The organism is Ekhidna sp. ABH4_415 (assembly GCF_056161305.1).
In genome coordinates this window covers 136,346-154,226 of sequence record NZ_JBSWYW010000007.1, presented here as the reverse complement: position 1 = coordinate 154,226, position 17,881 = coordinate 136,346, and the positions used below count along the sequence as shown (strand labels likewise).

Annotated in this window: 13 protein-coding genes; 6 read left to right on the top strand and 7 right to left on the bottom strand. The window is 40.5% G+C overall.

The genetic code is table 11. From position 1 onward, the window contains the following. Positions 1-135 precede the first annotated feature (135 nt). From ACXAH9_RS13615 to ACXAH9_RS13600, 4 genes are all read right to left on the bottom strand, one after another. Positions 136-5,406, bottom strand: coding sequence for a LamG-like jellyroll fold domain-containing protein (locus ACXAH9_RS13615; RefSeq protein ID WP_474895403.1), 5,271 nt, complete (start codon positions 5,404-5,406; stop codon positions 136-138). Between the two features lie 153 nt (positions 5,407-5,559). Beyond that, positions 5,560-6,240 carry a LytR/AlgR family response regulator transcription factor gene (locus ACXAH9_RS13610; RefSeq protein ID WP_474895402.1) on the bottom strand — a complete coding sequence of 227 codons (681 nt, stop codon included), beginning with the start codon at positions 6,238-6,240 and terminating at the stop codon, positions 5,560-5,562. Continuing rightward, positions 6,237-8,144, bottom strand: coding sequence for a tetratricopeptide repeat-containing sensor histidine kinase (locus tag ACXAH9_RS13605; protein ID WP_474895401.1), 1,908 nt, complete (start codon positions 8,142-8,144; stop codon positions 6,237-6,239). The genes ACXAH9_RS13610 and ACXAH9_RS13605 overlap by 4 nt, the downstream gene beginning before the upstream one ends. A gap of 64 nt (positions 8,145-8,208) precedes the next feature. Beyond that, positions 8,209-8,568, bottom strand: coding sequence for a DNA gyrase inhibitor YacG (locus tag ACXAH9_RS13600; protein ID WP_474895400.1), 360 nt, complete (start codon positions 8,566-8,568; stop codon positions 8,209-8,211). Positions 8,569-8,750: 182 nt separating this feature from the next. On the opposite strand from ACXAH9_RS13600, the gene ACXAH9_RS13595 reads away from it, so the two are divergent. Beyond that, entirely contained in the window at positions 8,751-9,086 is a 336-nt protein-coding gene (locus ACXAH9_RS13595; protein WP_474895399.1) for a single-stranded DNA-binding protein, read from the top strand. 56 nt (positions 9,087-9,142) lie between these two features. On the opposite strand, the gene ACXAH9_RS13590 is transcribed toward ACXAH9_RS13595, so the two are convergent. Further along, positions 9,143-11,914: a S8 family peptidase gene (locus ACXAH9_RS13590; RefSeq protein ID WP_474895398.1), complete on the bottom strand. Its 2,772-nt coding sequence runs from the start codon at positions 11,912-11,914 to the stop codon at positions 9,143-9,145. Between the two features lie 249 nt (positions 11,915-12,163). Here ACXAH9_RS13590 and ACXAH9_RS13585 point away from each other — a divergent pair, with 249 nt between their 5' ends. After that, positions 12,164-13,000: a M57 family metalloprotease gene (locus tag ACXAH9_RS13585; protein ID WP_474895397.1), complete on the top strand. Its 837-nt coding sequence runs from the start codon at positions 12,164-12,166 to the stop codon at positions 12,998-13,000. A gap of 47 nt (positions 13,001-13,047) precedes the next feature. Here the strand turns inward: ACXAH9_RS13585 and ACXAH9_RS13580 are convergent, their stop codons facing one another. Continuing rightward, entirely contained in the window at positions 13,048-13,500 is a 453-nt protein-coding gene (locus ACXAH9_RS13580) for a hypothetical protein (protein WP_474895396.1), read from the bottom strand. Between the two features lie 28 nt (positions 13,501-13,528). Continuing rightward, positions 13,529-13,942: a hypothetical protein gene (locus ACXAH9_RS13575; protein ID WP_474895395.1), complete on the bottom strand. Its 414-nt coding sequence runs from the start codon at positions 13,940-13,942 to the stop codon at positions 13,529-13,531. Positions 13,943-14,175: 233 nt separating this feature from the next. Here ACXAH9_RS13575 and ACXAH9_RS13570 point away from each other — a divergent pair, with 233 nt between their 5' ends. The 4 genes from ACXAH9_RS13570 (at position 14,176) to ACXAH9_RS13555 (ending at position 17,841) form a co-directional block, all read left to right on the top strand. Beyond that, the gene (locus ACXAH9_RS13570; RefSeq protein WP_474895394.1) at positions 14,176-14,334 is read left to right on the top strand and encodes a DUF1328 domain-containing protein; all 159 of its coding nucleotides are present in this window, start codon (positions 14,176-14,178) and stop codon (positions 14,332-14,334) included. Between the two features lie 165 nt (positions 14,335-14,499). Further along, positions 14,500-17,118 (top strand): ABC transporter permease, encoded by a 2,619-nt coding sequence (locus tag ACXAH9_RS13565; RefSeq protein ID WP_474895393.1) that lies wholly within the window; start codon positions 14,500-14,502, stop codon positions 17,116-17,118. A gap of 3 nt (positions 17,119-17,121) precedes the next feature. Next, complete coding sequence (locus ACXAH9_RS13560; protein WP_474895392.1) at positions 17,122-17,451, top strand: PadR family transcriptional regulator; 330 nt, start codon at positions 17,122-17,124, stop codon at positions 17,449-17,451. Continuing rightward, positions 17,452-17,841, top strand: a complete 390-nt coding sequence (locus ACXAH9_RS13555; protein ID WP_474895391.1) for a hypothetical protein — start codon at positions 17,452-17,454, stop codon at positions 17,839-17,841. Positions 17,842-17,881 lie beyond the last annotated feature (40 nt).

Here is a 17,881-nt window from a genome sequence, read left to right as displayed (position 1 = left end):
ACCTAAATCCATTTTGTACAAAAATTATTAATCATTGAGGGTAAGTAAATAAAAAAGGCAGCCCCTTTTGGAGCTGCCCTCGCATGGTGCCTTAATTCCATGCTTCCTTAGTTGTCTTTGAGATCAATGCCTCATTTATCTTTTAATGAAACGTTCCGTGGTAGTGTTCCCTTTCTGGTCAGAGATCACCATAAAATACACGCCATTGGAAAGTGATTGGATGTCAATCTGTTTGTTTGACTGAGATCGAATCAAGGTATGACCTTCCAGATCAATTACTTCGATCATGAGTCGCTCCGAACTTCTAACCTGAATGAAATCGCTACTTGGATTGGGATAGACAGTCACTTCCACTTCCAGTACACCTAATACTGGTGTCTCTCCAGCCCCTATCTCTCCGTCTCCATCAGCATCACCTTCGGTCTCTCCGTCACCAATCTCGCCATCACCGTTTGTGTCACCAACAACTTCTCCATCGCCAACTTCTCCGTCTCCATCAGTATCTCCAGCTACTTCGCCTGCTCCAATTGTTCCGTCTCCATCAGTGTCTCCAGCTACTTCACCGGCACCAATTGTTCCGTCTCCATCAATATCTCCGGCTATTTCACCAGCTCCGATTGCTCCGTCTCCATCAGTATCTCCAGCTACTTCACCAGCACCAATTGTTCCGTCTCCATCAGCATCTCCGGCTATTTCACCAGCTCCGATTGTTCCGTCTCCATCAGTATCTCCAGCTACTTCGCCTGCTCCGATTGTTCCGTCTCCATCAATATCTCCAGCTACTTCACCAGCACCAATCGTTCCGTTTCCATCAGCATCTCCGGCTATTTCACCAGCTCCGATTGTTCCGTCTCCATCAGTATCTCCGGCTACTTCGCCAGCACCAATCGTTCCGTCTCCATCAGTATCTCCGGCTACTTCACCATCACCAATCGTTCCGTCTCCATCAGTATCTCCGGCTACTTCACCAGCACCAATCGTTCCGTCTCCATCAATATCTCCGGCTATTTCACCAGCACCAATTACTCCGTCTCCATCAGCATCTCCGGCTACTTCACCAGCACCAATCGTTCCGTCTCCATCAATATCTCCGGCTATTTCACCAGCACCAATTACTCCGTCTCCATTAACATCACCAGCTATTTCACCAGCTCCGATTGTTCCGTCTCCATCAGTATCTCCAGCTACTTCGCCAGCGCCAATCGTTCCATCTCCATTAACATCACCAGCTAATTCACCTGCACCGATACTACCGTCTCCATCTACATCACCGGCTACTTCGCCAGCGCCAATCGTTCCGTCTCCACCAGTATCTCCGGCTATCTCACCAGCACCGATACTACCGTCTCCGTCCATATCTCCGGCTATTTCACCAGCGCCAATGTTACCGTCTCCATCCATATCTCCAGCTACTTCACCAGCACCGATTGTGCCATCTTCGTTTGTGTCACCTGCATGGGTAAAGACATCCAATACCGTCACTATTATATTTTGATCGCTCGTATTTTCTCCGTCACTTACGGTAATTGTTACCTCGTAGATGTTATCTCCATTAGCATCCGATGGGTTTTCGTAATCCGGTGCTGCCAACCATACCAGATCATTTCCAGAAACACCGAACATTGTCGCATCAGATCCAGCGCTGTTTATGAAGCTAAAGCTGGTAGTACCATCTGCATCTGTTGCGGTGAGCGCAAAAATCACCAACTCGTTTTCATCAATATTGACGGCATTCGCTGAAGTGATGACCGGGTCATTATCATTTGCATTTGTCACCGTAATTGTGACTTCCAGGGTTGTCGCATTGCTTGCAGCGTCTGTAGCAATGACATCAATGACGTAAGTATTGTTTGCATCTCCATCCCCGGGGGACTCATAATCCGGAGAAGAAACAAAGCTTATTTCATTGTCATTTGCCAATGTGAACTGTGCCTCATCTTTCGTGCTTCCGAGCGTGAAGGTCACGGCCTCATCTGCTGTTGCCGTGTAAGCTACTCCAGACCCATTTTCTTCGAAGTTCGCTATTGAAGATGAAGTAAAGGTTGGATCAATTTCATCTACATCCGTTACAGTGATAGTTACCTCAAGGGTAGTTTCATTACTTCCTGCATCTGTGGCTATTACATCAATTACATAAGCATTATCTAAATCACCGTCTGCCGGAGACTCATAATCCGGAGAAGTTGCGAAGCTAATTTCATTGTCATTTGTAAGTGTAAACAAAGCCTCATCTTTAGAACTACCCAGGGTAAAAGTCACTGCTTCATCGGCAGCAGCCGTGTAGGCAACTCCCGTACCATTTTCTTCATACGAAGCGGACGTGGAAGATGTGAAGCTAGCAGGGAAATCATACTCCCACTGCCCGGTTGACAAGGCATAGATTAAAGCACTGCCACCATATTTACCCCATGTATCGCCCGTTAGCGTATGATAGTATGAGCCATCTTCTGAAGTATAACCACCTGATGTACTGTATGTTAAAGGGGAGTTAGCATAATTCCACCGTGCGCTTGTTCCATACTCCGTAGCAGCCATCGCTATAATATAGGAAGTGGAAGCATTGAGGGAAACGTTCCCAACAAACTCTACAATATTGTCCACAGGAACTATCGATTGAACTGGGGTAAGTGTCCCAATCAGCACATCGGGACTGTCTCCTGACTTGGTATAAACCCTGCATTCGATAGTTGAAATATCATCTCCTGGATTTGGCATGTACGTTTTAAAGGAAATGGAGGCTGTGGCTTCAGGTCCTGTAGTAAATCCAATTCCCAATGAAGAGTTTACTTCCTGAGTATAGTAACTATCGAAATCATATTTTACCTGATAATTAGGTGTTCCACTTGCATTATCCAGGTTACTTATCCGTAGCATTGACTCTACAGGATCTGGATGATCCGTTACCGTAATTGTCACCTCAAGAGTCGTGGCATTGCTTGCAGCGTCTGTCGCTATTACATCAATTACATAAGCATTATCTAAATCACCATCTGCCGGAGACTCATAATCCGGAGCGGAGGTGAAGCTAATTTCATTGCCATTCGTCAGGGTAAACAACGACTCATCTTTTGTGTTTCCTAGCGTAAATGTGACCGTCTCATCCGCAGTTGCCGTATAAGCTACTCCTGTGCCATTTTCTTCATAATTCGCTGTTGCACTTGATGTAAAAGAAGGTGCAGTCCCGTCAACGTTGACCGTCTCGGTCCCTTGAGTCATTTCAGCCACACAACTACCAGATGTGTGCTCCTGATAGACATTAAAAGTTATTGTTTCGCTCAGTGTGCCTGTATTGATAATAATAGCGCTACCCGTACCTGCTACAGGACCAGCAAAGATGGTATCATTCACATCATTTCTTAAATAATAATTAACATCCACCTGGGAAGCATCAATGGTGAAATCAACATCTGCACCAGGAGCAACAGTAGTTGATGCAGCAGTAAACGTTTGATCCACCAATGGATCTATCGTTACTGTAGGCTTATTTGTCATCTCAATGGAACATACCGAAGTAGCACAAACAACCTGGCCATCTACCCAGTCGGTAGTTTCGTCCATGTTAGTCAAATTGCCATTAAAGCTTCCAACCTGATCATACAAAACAGAACCACTTCCTTCATCGAAGGTGTAAGCATTAATCAGATTAATGTCTCCCAAATCTGTACAAGAACCAGCATCAGCCGCAACTTCAGTTGCTGATCTCACGTCATTCCAAACATAGAAATCATCGATTACTGACTTAGAGGGGCCTGTTGAGGGAGAAGACCCAATTCTCCAGCCTCCTGTTCCAATCATGGCATTCTTTGCGTCTGAATATTGTTCCACTCCATTAACGTAAAAATTTATCACAGATCCACTAAATGTCCAAGTATGATGCTCCCAAGTGTTGTTAGCCACAGTATAACCCGTGTTTTGCCAGCCTCCAGTATGATGTGCATAAAACTGCAATACACCAGAGGTATTGATCATCGGAGATAGCTGCCATCCTCCACCTGCGCTAAAAATGGATATATTTTGAGATCCTATAGCATCAGTTTTAAACCAATACGAAATCGTATACTGATTTAATGTGGTCGCATTGATTGTCCCCAAATCCACATAATCATCCACTCCGTCAAAATCAAGTGCTTTGGAGCTTCCTTTTTTCTCACCAACCACATTAAAGGTTGTAGTGCTATTCAGCGTGCCTGTATTGAATGTTAACCCACTACCGTCCCCTACAACAGGTCCGTCAATGATGCTGTTGTCTGAATCGTCTCTTAAGAAGTAAGAAGCGCCATTTTGAGAAGAACCTGTAGTAATTGTAGTTGATCCTTCGCAAAGAAAGTTTGATGCTGACGCACTTACAGAAAGATCACTTAATGGTTCTATCGTTATTGTAGCCGTTTGAGTCATTTCAAGTGAGCAGACGTCATAAACAGCTTCAATTCTGTCGCTCGCTTGATAGTTAGGGAAAGTAATATCATAGCCATTACCCGTTAGATCTGAAGCTACATTACCGGAGACTTCTTCAAAATCATAGTAAGCAACAAGGTTAGCAGAATTTGGATCTACAGACGCCATACTATTGACAATCTCACTGGAATTTCGAGCGGATGTCCACATTCTAAATTCATCCATCATTCCATCCATTGCTCCCGCATAACCAGCTCCTCCGTGTCTTCCTAATTCCCAAACATCACCAGACTGAAAACCTCCAAATGTTCCTCCTCCATCTAGTCCAACGAGTTCACCATCTATATAAATAGCTGCAGTGGTTCCGTCCCATACAAATGCATAATGATGCCAATTATTATCAGTTGGTTGAGTCCCGTTAGCAGATTTAAATTGTCCAGATGATCCTCTTACAAATACATAACCATTTGTTAGATCGTGCTCAATCATACCAGCCCCGGAAGCTGACCCGAGGGTATTTATCCAGCTTGGCCCGGTGCCTGTATTAAATTGTGCCCAGTATTCGATTGTCCAAGGACTTGACGAAGAAACTGCCGAAAATGGATTGCCATTAAAATCACCGTAATCCGAGAGCGCTTGATTGCTAGTGTTTTCTTCAAAAAATAATACCTGGGAACTATTTGATACTTCCCCATAGACATTGTAAGTAGTTGTGCTCACAATATTCCCGGTATTAAAAACAAGCCCACTACCATCTCCAATCATGGGCCCATCAATAATACTATTGTCAGAATCGTTCCTCAAATAGTAATCTATTCCATTATCCGAAGATGATGTTGTAATTGTAGTAGATCCTTCGCAAAGAAAGTTTGATGCTGACGCACTTACAGAAAGATCACTTATGCTACATTGTGATCTCGCTTGAAGCGACACCATCAATATTAAAATTGACACCAGTGAGGTTCGAAATGAACCACTGGTTTTAAGAAAAAAAGTAAAAGACTTATTCATTATTAAATGTTTAATATTTCCTTGCGGAGTTTGTATCAAGTCACAATAATATCTACCTGCCTTTTACTAGAACACAGGCTGGGACGGAATACAGAATAGAGGGACGAATGACAGAAGAATTCTATGAACAACCTGTTGTCATCGATGAGAAATTTAGTCCAGAAGTTGATTGAGCTGCTCTCGGTGAGTTCGGCTAACTCGCAGTTGAGTGCCGTCCTTTAGGGTGCATTTTTCACCGTTTAAACCTATGATATGGGTCGTATTTACAATAAACGACCGATGGATTCGTGTGAAAGTGTCAGGAAGCCTATTAGTAAGCTCTGATAGTGGGAGCCTTAGCTCCACTTGTTCATCGGTAATCGTGAAAACCTTGACATAGTTTTTAAAAGCTTCTATGTATTTGATATCATGTAGGTGCAACTTGACATAGTTACTTCCTTGTTTTATTTCCAGCGTTTTATCCGGCCTACTGGAGATAAACAGTTCCAGCTGTGCCATCAGTTGTTGCTTTGTAAATGGCTTCACGATGTACCCTTCTGGCCGGGTGGAGACTATATCCCTTATTGTTTCATCATCAGAGTAGGCCGTCACATAAATAAATGGAATGCCTTGCTCATTAAGTTTGCGTCCTAAAGTTGCTCCACTCGGTGAGAGATCCCCAAGGTTATAGTCAAGTAATGCAATATCAATGTCATTGTTTTCAAGAGCTTCCAAAAATTTATGCACTCCTGTAGCTCTAAAAACAACGTGGTGTCCGAGCTCATCCAGGTAGTCTGCTAACAGATTAGCGACCATCGAGTCATCCTCACACAGAGCTACCTTCAAACTTTTCATTTTTTAGAGAGATTAGGAAAAACAAGAATGAATTCTTTTGACTTATCAACATATGTGATTTTACCTCCAAGCTGCTCCACCAATAAGTTTATCAACCGAAACCCTACCGATTCCCCCTGATACAGGATTTCTTCATTTGGGAGTCCCTTGCCATTATCTGACAAATAAAATACGTAGTGATCGGTTTCCACTTGAAACTTTAGTCTGATTTCTATAACCTGAGAATGAGAACCATGTTTGATACTATTAGTAAAAAGTTCGTTTAGTATAACTCCTAATACCAATGCGTGATCTGACGAAATAGACACAGCATCCATAACATCCAAAGTAATTTGGTGATCCGTCCCCAACACTCCTGAGATGTGAAATTTAATTTGTTCGAGTACTTCTGATAGCAAGACTTCTTCTTCTGAATAATGTTCCAAAAGATTTGCATGCAACACGGCCATAGCCTCCAGTCTTTCTTTCACTGCATCCAACTCAACAGACACCATTTCATTTTTAGCCCTTTTCTTTTGGAGTTGAATGAGGCTGATAAGAAATGTTAGGTTGTTCTTCACCCGGTGATGAAGATCTTTCAGTAGAACTTCCTTTAATTTAAGCGCTTTAAAAAGTTCTCTGTTTACATTCTGAATTTCCATACTTTTCCTTCTCAACGAGAGTGAAAAAGTGATGAACCCTAAAAAACCCAACCCAAGGGAAAGGGTGGCAATGAAATACATATTTCTTTCATCAGCAATTTTCTCTGCTTCAATTTTTGCCAGCTTTGTTTGAAGCTGTTGTCTTTCCAGCTCAAAGGAGGCAGCTTTCACAGCAACTTCTTTGTTTACTGATTGACGTAGATCACGGATATTGGACTGATGAGAAGAATCTAAATAAGAAATTGCTTTACGTAAATCACCACGCTTCTCATATAAAGTTGCCTTATGTAGATACAATGTATAGAGAATAGCATGCCACCCATGATTTTTAGTAACCAATAAGGCTTCTTCAATTAAGGGTTCTATCTCATCCCATTGTTGGTTTTCCATTTTATATGAAACAAGGTTTCCCACAGCTGAAACCCAAAAACGAGCATGACCTCCTCTTTTCCATAACTCAATTGCGCGGTTTAAATAGTACTCAACACTGTCGGTTTTTTCCAGCTGATTTGAAATAGATGCCAATTCATTGTATGCGTTGGCCAACAAAAACACATTGTCTGTTTCATTCAAAAGGTCGATGGTTTTGAGAGCTGTTTCGTAAGCTTTTTCCAGTTGACCTGATTCATTGTAAACAGCTGAAACTCGGTTCAGATAGTAGAGATACACTTCACCTGAAATTTGATTTGTCTTAATCAGCTGACCACATGTATGTATCCAATTTAAAGCTGTTTCAAAGTTTCCTATGGATCGATAGTATTCAATTAAATTAATTTGAGTGATTGCGGTCCCTTTGAAATCATTTAGCTCTTTAAAAAAAACAAGGGCTTGCTCATAATACTTCATTGCCAGCGCATAATCACCGTTGAGTTTAGTCAGCCGTCCCTTAAGTAAGAAACAATCACCTGCAAAAGAATTAACAGGGACGGTTGAAATCGGAAGTGCCTCGAACTTCATCAAGGCAGAATCAAACTGCCCCAACGCTGAAAGGGCTTTGATTTCCAAATAGCGAAAGACATGATTAGCTATTGAGAGCTTATTATCAACCAGCCCCGCTCTGGCGATCTGAAGAGCCTGGATTCCATCGCTTTCTATCAAGGAGTCATACTGATCAAAATATCGAGCAAATTGTTTCTGTTCTCCCTCACTCCATTCCACCCCATACAATTTAAATACCTCATCAAGCGTCCGATACTGATAAGAACCTGCTACAGAGAACGTAATAAATAAACAAGCTATGAAAAGTAATCGTTTTTCTTTCACCAGAGTGTATGATTTGAATGCACTGACAGAATCATCACATTTGATTTTTTAAAGATAGACTTATTCACGATTCCATTTCACGCTCAACCAACAACACGAAACCATCATCCAGTCCAAGATAGCCATGTTCGTAGCAGAAGTAGTAAACATCCCCTGCCTTGGTTATGTAAGTGTTGGTAAAAAAGTCAAAATCAAATCCTTTCTTTAGCAACTTATCCCTGTGAATCTTTCTCTTCCCATCAGGATTGAGTTCAGCCAGTATCCTTCTGTTCTTGGCAAGTGTATTGTTTACATTTCTCATGTAATTGGTCGTTGCTGAATTGGCCTTGTTGTTAAAGGCATTTCTGCATGCATCAGAACAAAATTTTTTGTCTATCCTTCCGTGAACGGGTCGTCCGCATTCAGGACATTCTCTATTTTCCATGGGGTATAAACTATTGATTTACAGCAATAAATCCAATTACAAACGACTACAAACGGATAATAAATGACTACAAGTATTTAAAAACCGAATCAAGCTACCTTCCTATTCAACCTTTGCTATCGTCAAACGACACATTCATCTACCAACGGATGAATCATTAAACAACTTAAATATTTTTTATCATGACAAGTTTAAAAAACAACGTACAACTAATTGGTAGATTAGGTAACGAACCAGAAGTGAGAACATTCGACAGTGGCAAGAAGATGGCCACCTTCTCGCTCGCTACGAACGAGACGTATTACAACAACAAAGGAGAAAAAGTTACCGACACGCAATGGCACAATATCGTGGTGTGGGGTAAGAAAGCAGACGTGGTTGAGAACTACCTTAACAAAGGAAGTGAAATCGCTCTGGGAGGAAAGCTCATTAACCGATCATATGAGAAAGATGGAGTGAAGAAGTACATCACTGAAATCAATCTTACCGATCTATTAATGATGGGCAAGAAAGACTAGCATTTAAAATTTATCCCAAAAAACACAGCCACGGACACCTTCGTGGCTGTGTTTTTTTATCGAACAAGTAGTCGCCCTGTGTAAACATCCCCGTCAGCAAATAGCCTGTAGTAATAGATGCCTGATTTAAACATGTCTGTTTGAATGTTGTCCAAAGAACCCAAAATCTCTTGCCGATGTATTAATGATCCTTCTTGATCAATAATTTCTATGATAGGAGTACGATCTTCGAATGTTTTTGTGATGATATTGAAGGGCTCACCTGCCTGAACCGGATTGGGGAAGATTTTTAAAGGTATTTCAGTGAGGTAATAAACAGAACCAGAGAAGAGTGTCAACTCTTCACCGTTAATAAAACGTACAATAGCTCTATGCTCATTGTAACCCTGAATAGGTGCTGTATCAAGGTGGGTTATCTCATCACTTGCTACATCATTGATCTCAGCTATGGTGGTATATCCATTGAAGTTATTCCGTTCAAATACAATTGACTCAACTCCATAAAAGGTCCCTAAAGAAAGGTTAAGATAGATACCCGTATCGAGGGCAACTGTTTGAAAAAAAGTGGACACATAACATTCGACTCCTTGTCTGGTGAAGTCAAAAGTAGGTGTTGGAAGGAGCTTCTTGCCATCACTCAATAATGGCTGAACGGATATCTGAGTATCACCAATCAATGAAGTTTGCTGAATGATAAGAAATGTATCCGAGGTATTTATTAACTCTTCGAGATTTTTATTTCCAAGGTATGAGACATTATAATTCGTAGCATTATACCTAGGATCCCACTTTATCATTAATGAATCAGCGCAATTAAATCCTACAGTTGCTTTCAATGGGACTGAGACTGTAAATGTGTCTGTTTCATATACTTCTTCTCCAATTGTCATTTTTGCTTTAACTGCTGCATTCAATTCCGTTGGATTATTCCACCTCCAGTATCCTTGTTCCAGATCAATCTGATCCCCTAAAGTTGTCCAATTGGTTCCATCCTCTGTATAACTTAGCTCACCGGTCCCCTCTTTAGTAGTAGACCACCTAAAGTAAGATCCTGTTTCTCCATTATAAGGCATATTGTCACTACCTGTCGGATAATCCCATTCGAACGAGTCATCTAAATCATATTGCCAGGTCACATAATATTCCTGATCAGATATGGATGATGAAGACTCCACTCTTATTGTGTATGTATTTTCAGGATTTTCGATAGTTACCTGCTCTACGTTATTCAATGTATCGATACCACGAACTGCTGCACTAGATAAAGCAGATGTATTCGGACTGGGATCTAATATCCATGGTAAAGTCTCCGTCGTTCCGTCATCTAATCTTAAATCAAGGTCGTTTACCAAAGCTTTATAATCACCAATATTTGCAGCGGGATCAGTCCATGCAAGTGTCACCTTCAGGTTTTTTGCTTCAATTGGTAGAGTAATTACATGTTCATTCGTCAGACCATTGGATACCGTTCCAGATAAGAACTGTAAGCTTCTTAAAGATTGAAGACTTTTCCATGCATTTACATTGCCATAACCAGTCAAAAAATCCAATCCATCCGGGCCAACATCCTCAGCACCATTTATCAATAAAGCTTTGACCAATGCTGATGGCATATCTTGACCTCCATGATCCACTCTGTACTGTTGTTGTAGTAATGCCGATATTCCTGAGACAAGAGCTGCTGAATTGGAACTTCCAACTACGCTATATGTAACAACCTCTGGTTTTACTCTTCCATCATATGCGGGACCTCTAGAGACAAAAGCCGGAATATTTCCCACGGTATCAACGGATCCAACAACCAATACATTCTTAGCCATCTTAATATTTCCTGACAGATTTGCATAGCCTTCTACACCCTCATAGATACCATCTTGAGATACCTCTAGCCCGGCATTTCCACTAGAAAAAACATGCAGAAGATTTGTGTTATTGAACGCACTTACATCAAATGCCCGTGCCTGAACACCATATTCATTGGTACGATCGATTCCGTAGCTATGATTTTGGGTGTTGATGCCCAGATCTAAATAAGATTGGTCAGCGTCCGGCATGGCATCAGCAAAACCTGAAGATGTAATGGATGCATCAATCGCTACTCCTTTACCTGTAATAAATGAATTACCCGCACCAGCAATTATTGTTGCCATTTCCGTTGCATGATTATCCACCAATTCACTTTCAAGTCCCGACATTATTGATCTATTGAGAAGATCAATATCGTCTTCCCTAAACTTGTTTTCCTGGATCGAGATCAATTCAGAAGACCCATCCAGTTCAGGATAGAAATGATGAATTTTGTTTACCCTGTTGGGATTAAGGTTTAAATCAATAACTCTGCTCTCAACTTGTGGGGTAAGAACTTTATCTGTCACATGCAATACTTCATTTAGAGGAATTAGCTTTTCTTCTATTTCTGTTAATGTCCCTTCTATGAGGTAAGTTCTGCTTGAAGGGTATGAAGCAATTAGATGAAAGGACTCGAATATATCATCTACCTCATGATCTACAACTATTAGATATCGGGTGGACAGAGGATTGGAAACATCTAATTTCCAGGAATCACTTAAAGACCATGCCTTACTTGAAATATCTGCATTATCTGAAAATCGAACTATATGATGTTTTAAATCATAAGATTTAAACACACTGGCATTCGGATACTTAGTTTCAATTGTTTCTCTATCCCCTTCAACCAAATAAAAACCTTTGTCTAATATTGATGACTCAATCTGATTCTGCACTACCCCGTTCCACCCCTTAATATTTTGCGCAATAATCTTACTACACCAAATAATTATCAATACAGCTAAAACTATTCCTCTCATAGGTTCGCCAAATTAGATAAAACACCAGATATTATCGATTAACAAATATTATTTGTCGATTAATATTTTTAATCACATATCTTATAACCTTTTTTATTTTTTAGAATTCTTTCATTTGTTAAAAATATTTATAAACAATATTTTATTTGTTTTATCAAGTGATAATGTTGATAAAAAAATAGAATATTATTTTTTTTTATAAATGCATCGTTTTTATATTGGCAGTAAAATGTTTAACCTAATATTATTATGAGAAGATTAAATTTATCGCTATGGAGCGTGTTTGTGATGTTCCTAGCAGTTGGTTTCACAGCTTGTTCATCTGAAGAAGAAGCACCAATGCCAGAAGTAATTTCCGATGAGGTCAAGGCACAATTCGCTGATCTTGGATTTGATCCAAGTGACATGCAATATGTTGAAAGAAAGAATGACCTGACCGGAGAAGAAGAAGTTGGATACTTACTTGAGCAGGACATGTTCGTGCCTAAAGGACAACTTCAGGAAATGCTTGGCAGTGATTTCTTTGGACAGCTAGAGCAGTACAGAACAAGCGCTTTGGTTTCATCTGGCAACTACAACATAGACATCATCGGTTATACTGGTGGGTCTTATGCGCTAGATAACACCATGAGAACTGCGCTTCAGTGGGCTGTAAACAACTACAACAGATTGAACATCGGCCTCAACTTCAACCTTTCTTTCGGAACTAACTATGGCAACAAAGACATGGTTGTTTATAAAGTAAGCGGTGGAGGAGGAGGATCTGCTGGATTCCCATCAGGCGGAAAACCTTACAAGTGGGTTCAAATCCAATCTGGTACCAGCAGTTATGGAACAAACGTAGTTGAGCACGTGATCACTCACGAAATCGGTCACTCCGTTGGTTTCCGTCACACAGACTACTTCAACAGATCTATTTCTTGTGGTTCTGGAGGAAACGAAGGAAGTGCTGGTGTTGGAGCTATCCACATTCCTGGAACTCCTACTGATGCTGACATGAACTCGATCATGCTTGCATGCTTCAGCTCAAATGAAGATGGTGAGTTTGGAAGCTATGACATCACAGCTCTAGAGTATCTTTATTAAAAAGAGACCCTCACCAAAGAAAAAGCCGGCTGATAGCCGGCTTTTTTTTATGAAATTTCCTTAATGGTGTGAGAAATACCATTGAAGGTGAATGTATCCCCCATTTTTTTTCCTTCCATTGCTTTACTGATTGGTGCATTTCCTGAAATGACAAAAACCGAACTTCCACCAACATTTAGCTGACCAATAGCCGAGCTCAGAAAAAATGCAGATTTGTCTGTCACAACGAAACACCCATATTTGACCTGGTCATAGCTCTTATCGACATCAATGGCTTGTAGTGCTGTCCGCTGGTCAGTCAATAAGTCTAACTGTTTACCCAATCGATTTCTTTCCTGCATCATCATTTCACGGCCAGTCTCGTATTTATCGCCCATACTACTCTTAGTTTCAGCAATGGCTGACTCTCTAACCGCATCTAATTCTGCCTGCAGACCCTCGATTTTTTTCTCAAGGTAATCTTTGCATGCTTTATGTACTTCTGATTTTGAAACTTCCATATCAACAAACATAACCGCTAACAAAGGATTATGATTCCGAAAATAGTTCTTCTAGGTCTTTCTTCACCTTCTGATATCCATCCTCAATTTCAGACATTGCTTCGTTTACGTCCGATTTTACATTTTGCCAATTCTCTTTGGTTGCATTCTTTGTACGTTCAATGGAATCTTCAATATCGTCCTTCTTTCGTTCAAGGTCTGCTTTAGCTTCCTCTAACGTACGCTCTACAGGACCTTCATTAATGTTAAGCTGATCTTCAATATCCTCAATCGCATCATTGATACTGGATTTCATTTTTTCAAGGTCTTCTACCATCTCTTCCTTTTGTTCTTCCAAACTGCTTTCATTTCTATCCCCAGAATTGCAAGCAAACAAAAAGATTAGGGCCAAAATCGATAAGGTCTTAAGTGTTATTTTTGAAAATTGATTTTTTGTTTTCATGGTTTTATTTGTTTTATCATTTTTCTAATTGACTTGAGAAAAATTTATACCATTCATAAAAACTCTTACAACAGTCTTAAAAAGCAGAGCTTCTCTTTCACGGCTTCTCATATTGAGAATTGATCAATCAGATTGAGACAGTTTGCTAGAGAATTAGGTCTTTATGTACCTCGAAGTTCATCGGCATAATATTCTCTTTCTAAATAGTCATTTCAACAAAACATTCAATAGACATGCTTACATGGACATTAATATTTCTTGTAGTTGCCCTGGTTAGCGGACTATTCGGATTCACAAAACTTGCTAGAGGGGCAGCCGGCATTGCACGATTCCTATTCTTCATTTTTGTGATTTTATTAATACTTTCAATGGTCACGGATCTATTTGCTTAGCATGAATGCAACAAAATTTAAGCTCAGCAAGGGTTGCTGAGCTTATTTTTCATTTCAATTTCGACAAAAACGAAACATATTTCTAAACAACCCGTTGAACTCTTCAATTTCTACAAATACGAAAGATTTAGTAACCTTACATAGTAATTTGGAGTAGATCTGTCAATGAGAACAAACGATAAACGGGCCCCACAATGGATTCAACGGTTAATCGAACGGTATTGTGAGCCCGATCTTTTTGAAGGCATCTCCGGTGACTTAGAGGAACTCTTTTTCGAGAATGTAGAGAAACATGGTTCTGTAAAAGCCAAGCTTATTTACCTGATGCAGGCTGCTGGATTTTTCAGGATGCGATTAAGAAAACGATCAAAAAGAGTTACAAACATGAAGGCAATCTGGACCAATTACCTACTTACAGCGTATCGATCACTCAAGAAGCACAAAGCATTTTTTGCAATCAATCTAATCGGATTAATTACCGCAATTACATGTGCGCTATTCGCACTAGTGTATGTGTTTGATGAATTACAATTTGATAAACAGCATGCTGACACAGACAAGACCTATCGTCTTTACAAAAGGCACGTAAATCCTGCCGAAAATACCAATCATCTGACCTATGAGACTTCAGGCATGATGGGCCCCACCATGCATCAAGAATATGCTGAAATTCAAGAATATGTTCGGATTTGTCCTTGGTTCTCAAAGGCCATCATTTCATATGAAGAAAATAACTTTGCTACAGACCAGCTCTATTTCGCTGATTCCAGCTTTTTCCAATTTTTTGATTTCTCATTGAAAGCCGGAGATCCTACGCAAGTACTTACAGCACCGTCATCCATTGTGATCAGTGAATCCTTGGCTCAATCAATTTTTAAAGATCAAAATCCGATAGGAAAAGTTGTCGTTGGACTTCATGGACTTAACTATACAGTCACAGGTGTCTTCAAGGATTTACAGAGAAGGTCGTCACTACAATTTGACGCACTTGTTTCCTGGAGCACCACCGTTCCCAATGTGGGGCCCCTGTCGTATACCTGGATGAATAATTGGCTCGCGCAAGGAATATTCACGTTCGTAAAGCTTTCAGAAGGAACAAATCCCAAGCAAGTGGAGGCGATGCTTCCCGATATGATGAATCGGCACTTTCAGGAACGTGCGGAGAATTACTTCCTGAAACTTATGCCTCTTGCGGATATGTATTTGTACGGGGATAATATTCGAGCCAATAGGGGAATGAAATCAGGGAGTATCACATTCGTTCTTACCTTGAGTTTCTCAGCCCTACTTGTATTCTTAATAGCCAGTGTCAATTATGTCAATATAATGCTTTCCAGGGCATCTGAGACTTACACTGAAGTAGGTATTCGCAAAGTGATGGGATCCAGCAGAAGCCAATTGATGAGTCGATTTGTTGCAGAAACATTCATCAACACCTCCATAGCAACAATAATTAGCTTCCTATTACTGGTACTACTTCTCCCCGAAATCAACCCATTAATAGGTAAAGATCTGGCAATATCTGCTTTGTTTCAGCCTGTGATTATTACTGCTGCTGTCGCTTTTATTCTTATCATCAGTTTACTGGTAGGTCTATATCCAGCCATAGTTTTATCTGCCCCACCTATTTCTTCTATCCTTCAAAAGTCATTGTCTGTTGGCGCCAATGGGTGGTTCAAAAGAGTATTGATGACCCTTCAATATGGCATCTCCATCTTTTTAATTATCTGTACAGTGGTGGTTATCCAGCAAACCAACTATTTAAAAAATAAACCCCTGGGATTTGATAAAGAGCAAGTGATGGTGATAGATGTCAGTAATGAAGTGGATCAAAAAATAGACATTTTCGAGTCAGAATTGCTAAAGAATCCAAACATTAGCTCCGTTTCCATCTCTCGTTCGGCCATTGGATCCGGGACATATTCTACTACGGTCTTCCCGGAAGGCTTTTCAAATGAAGTGACGACTAGAATATTTGGAGTAGATCAAGACTTTTTTGACACCTATGGAATGGAACTGAATTACGGAAGAACGTTTTTCAAAAATACGTTAGCTGATTCCAACAATCTGGTCATTAACCAGGCGATGGTGGATTTTCTGGGATGGGATGATCCAATTGGCAAGCATATCCGGTTTGGCCAAGATGGAGAGCCTGCTAAGATCATTGGGGTGGTTGATGACTTCCACTACAACTCCTTAGCCACTGCAGTTATTCAACCGACCATCCTTTACCTTAACACGACTACCATTTGGAATGCTTCCGTACGTTTGTCGGGAAAAAATCAGCGAGAAACGATTGCATACATACTGGATGTGTGGGACCAATTAGCTACCAGAACACCCATAGATTTTTACTTTGTAGATGAGTGGTTTGATACACAATATGAAAAGGAGACACAACTGCTAGGAATGTCTACACTCTACTCTTTTATCAGTATCATCCTATGTGCCTTAGGTCTCTACGGACTGACCGCACTCATCTTGCAACAAAGACAAAAGGAAATAAGCATAAGAAAAGTACTGGGCGCATCTGTGAAATCCATTGTTTCGTTGATTAATAAGCAATTTATCTCAATCATTGTGGTTAGCTTCTTTATCGCCACACCTTTGGCATACTATCTGATTTCACAATGGCTGGATGAGTTTGTCTACAGGATCACAATAGATGCATTTGCTTTTGTAGTTGCTGGTTGCCTCACACTTATCATTAGTGTAGCGATTATCAGCAGCCTATCAATAAAAACAGCAAACACTAACCCATCAGAAACCTTAAGTAATGAATAAGCGATGAAAGGAACAAACCTCGGAGAATTAGAAGAATTGATCATGCTAACCGTCGCAGTTTTGTATGACGAAGCATATGGAGTAGCCATACAAAAAGAGATCAAAAAGCGTAGCAACAGATCCATTACAATCAGCACGGTGCATGCAGCGTTAGCACGATTACAATCGAAAGGCTATGTGGATTCGAGATACGGCGGAGCAACTCCGGAACGAGGAGGACGCAGAAAGCACTTGTTTAGGGTAACAAAATCCGGACAAAAGGTGTTGGAGCAAGTAAAAGAACAACGAAATGCTATTTGGAACGAAATCCCGACCGTAGCATTTAACAACTAGATGATTTTTGACACTTCATACCCAGATAAAGAAACCACTCGAAAAATAAATAATGCCGTTGGATTGCCTTTCAACTGGAAGGAGCGTTGGAAAATGGGCGGTATTGGTTCCCGCAGGATGACCATCCATGAGATTAGTGAGGACTATAAGCAATACATGAATGCCGATCATTATGTATCTACCGCAAGTATTGAACTCAGACCTAAAGGCATCATCATTCACTTCCGTCACAAGTTGCAGGAGTATTCATGGATTATGCCTTATGAAACACTAAGAGTTAATTATGAAGGCTCACTGAGGCTGGAGAGTGATGAACACTTCATCCAGTTCAATGATCCAAATAACGACGCGTTCATACAAAGGATGGTTGATCTCTCTAAAAATTTCTGAGATATTCTTAAACAAAAAAGAACTTTCATTCATTTATATA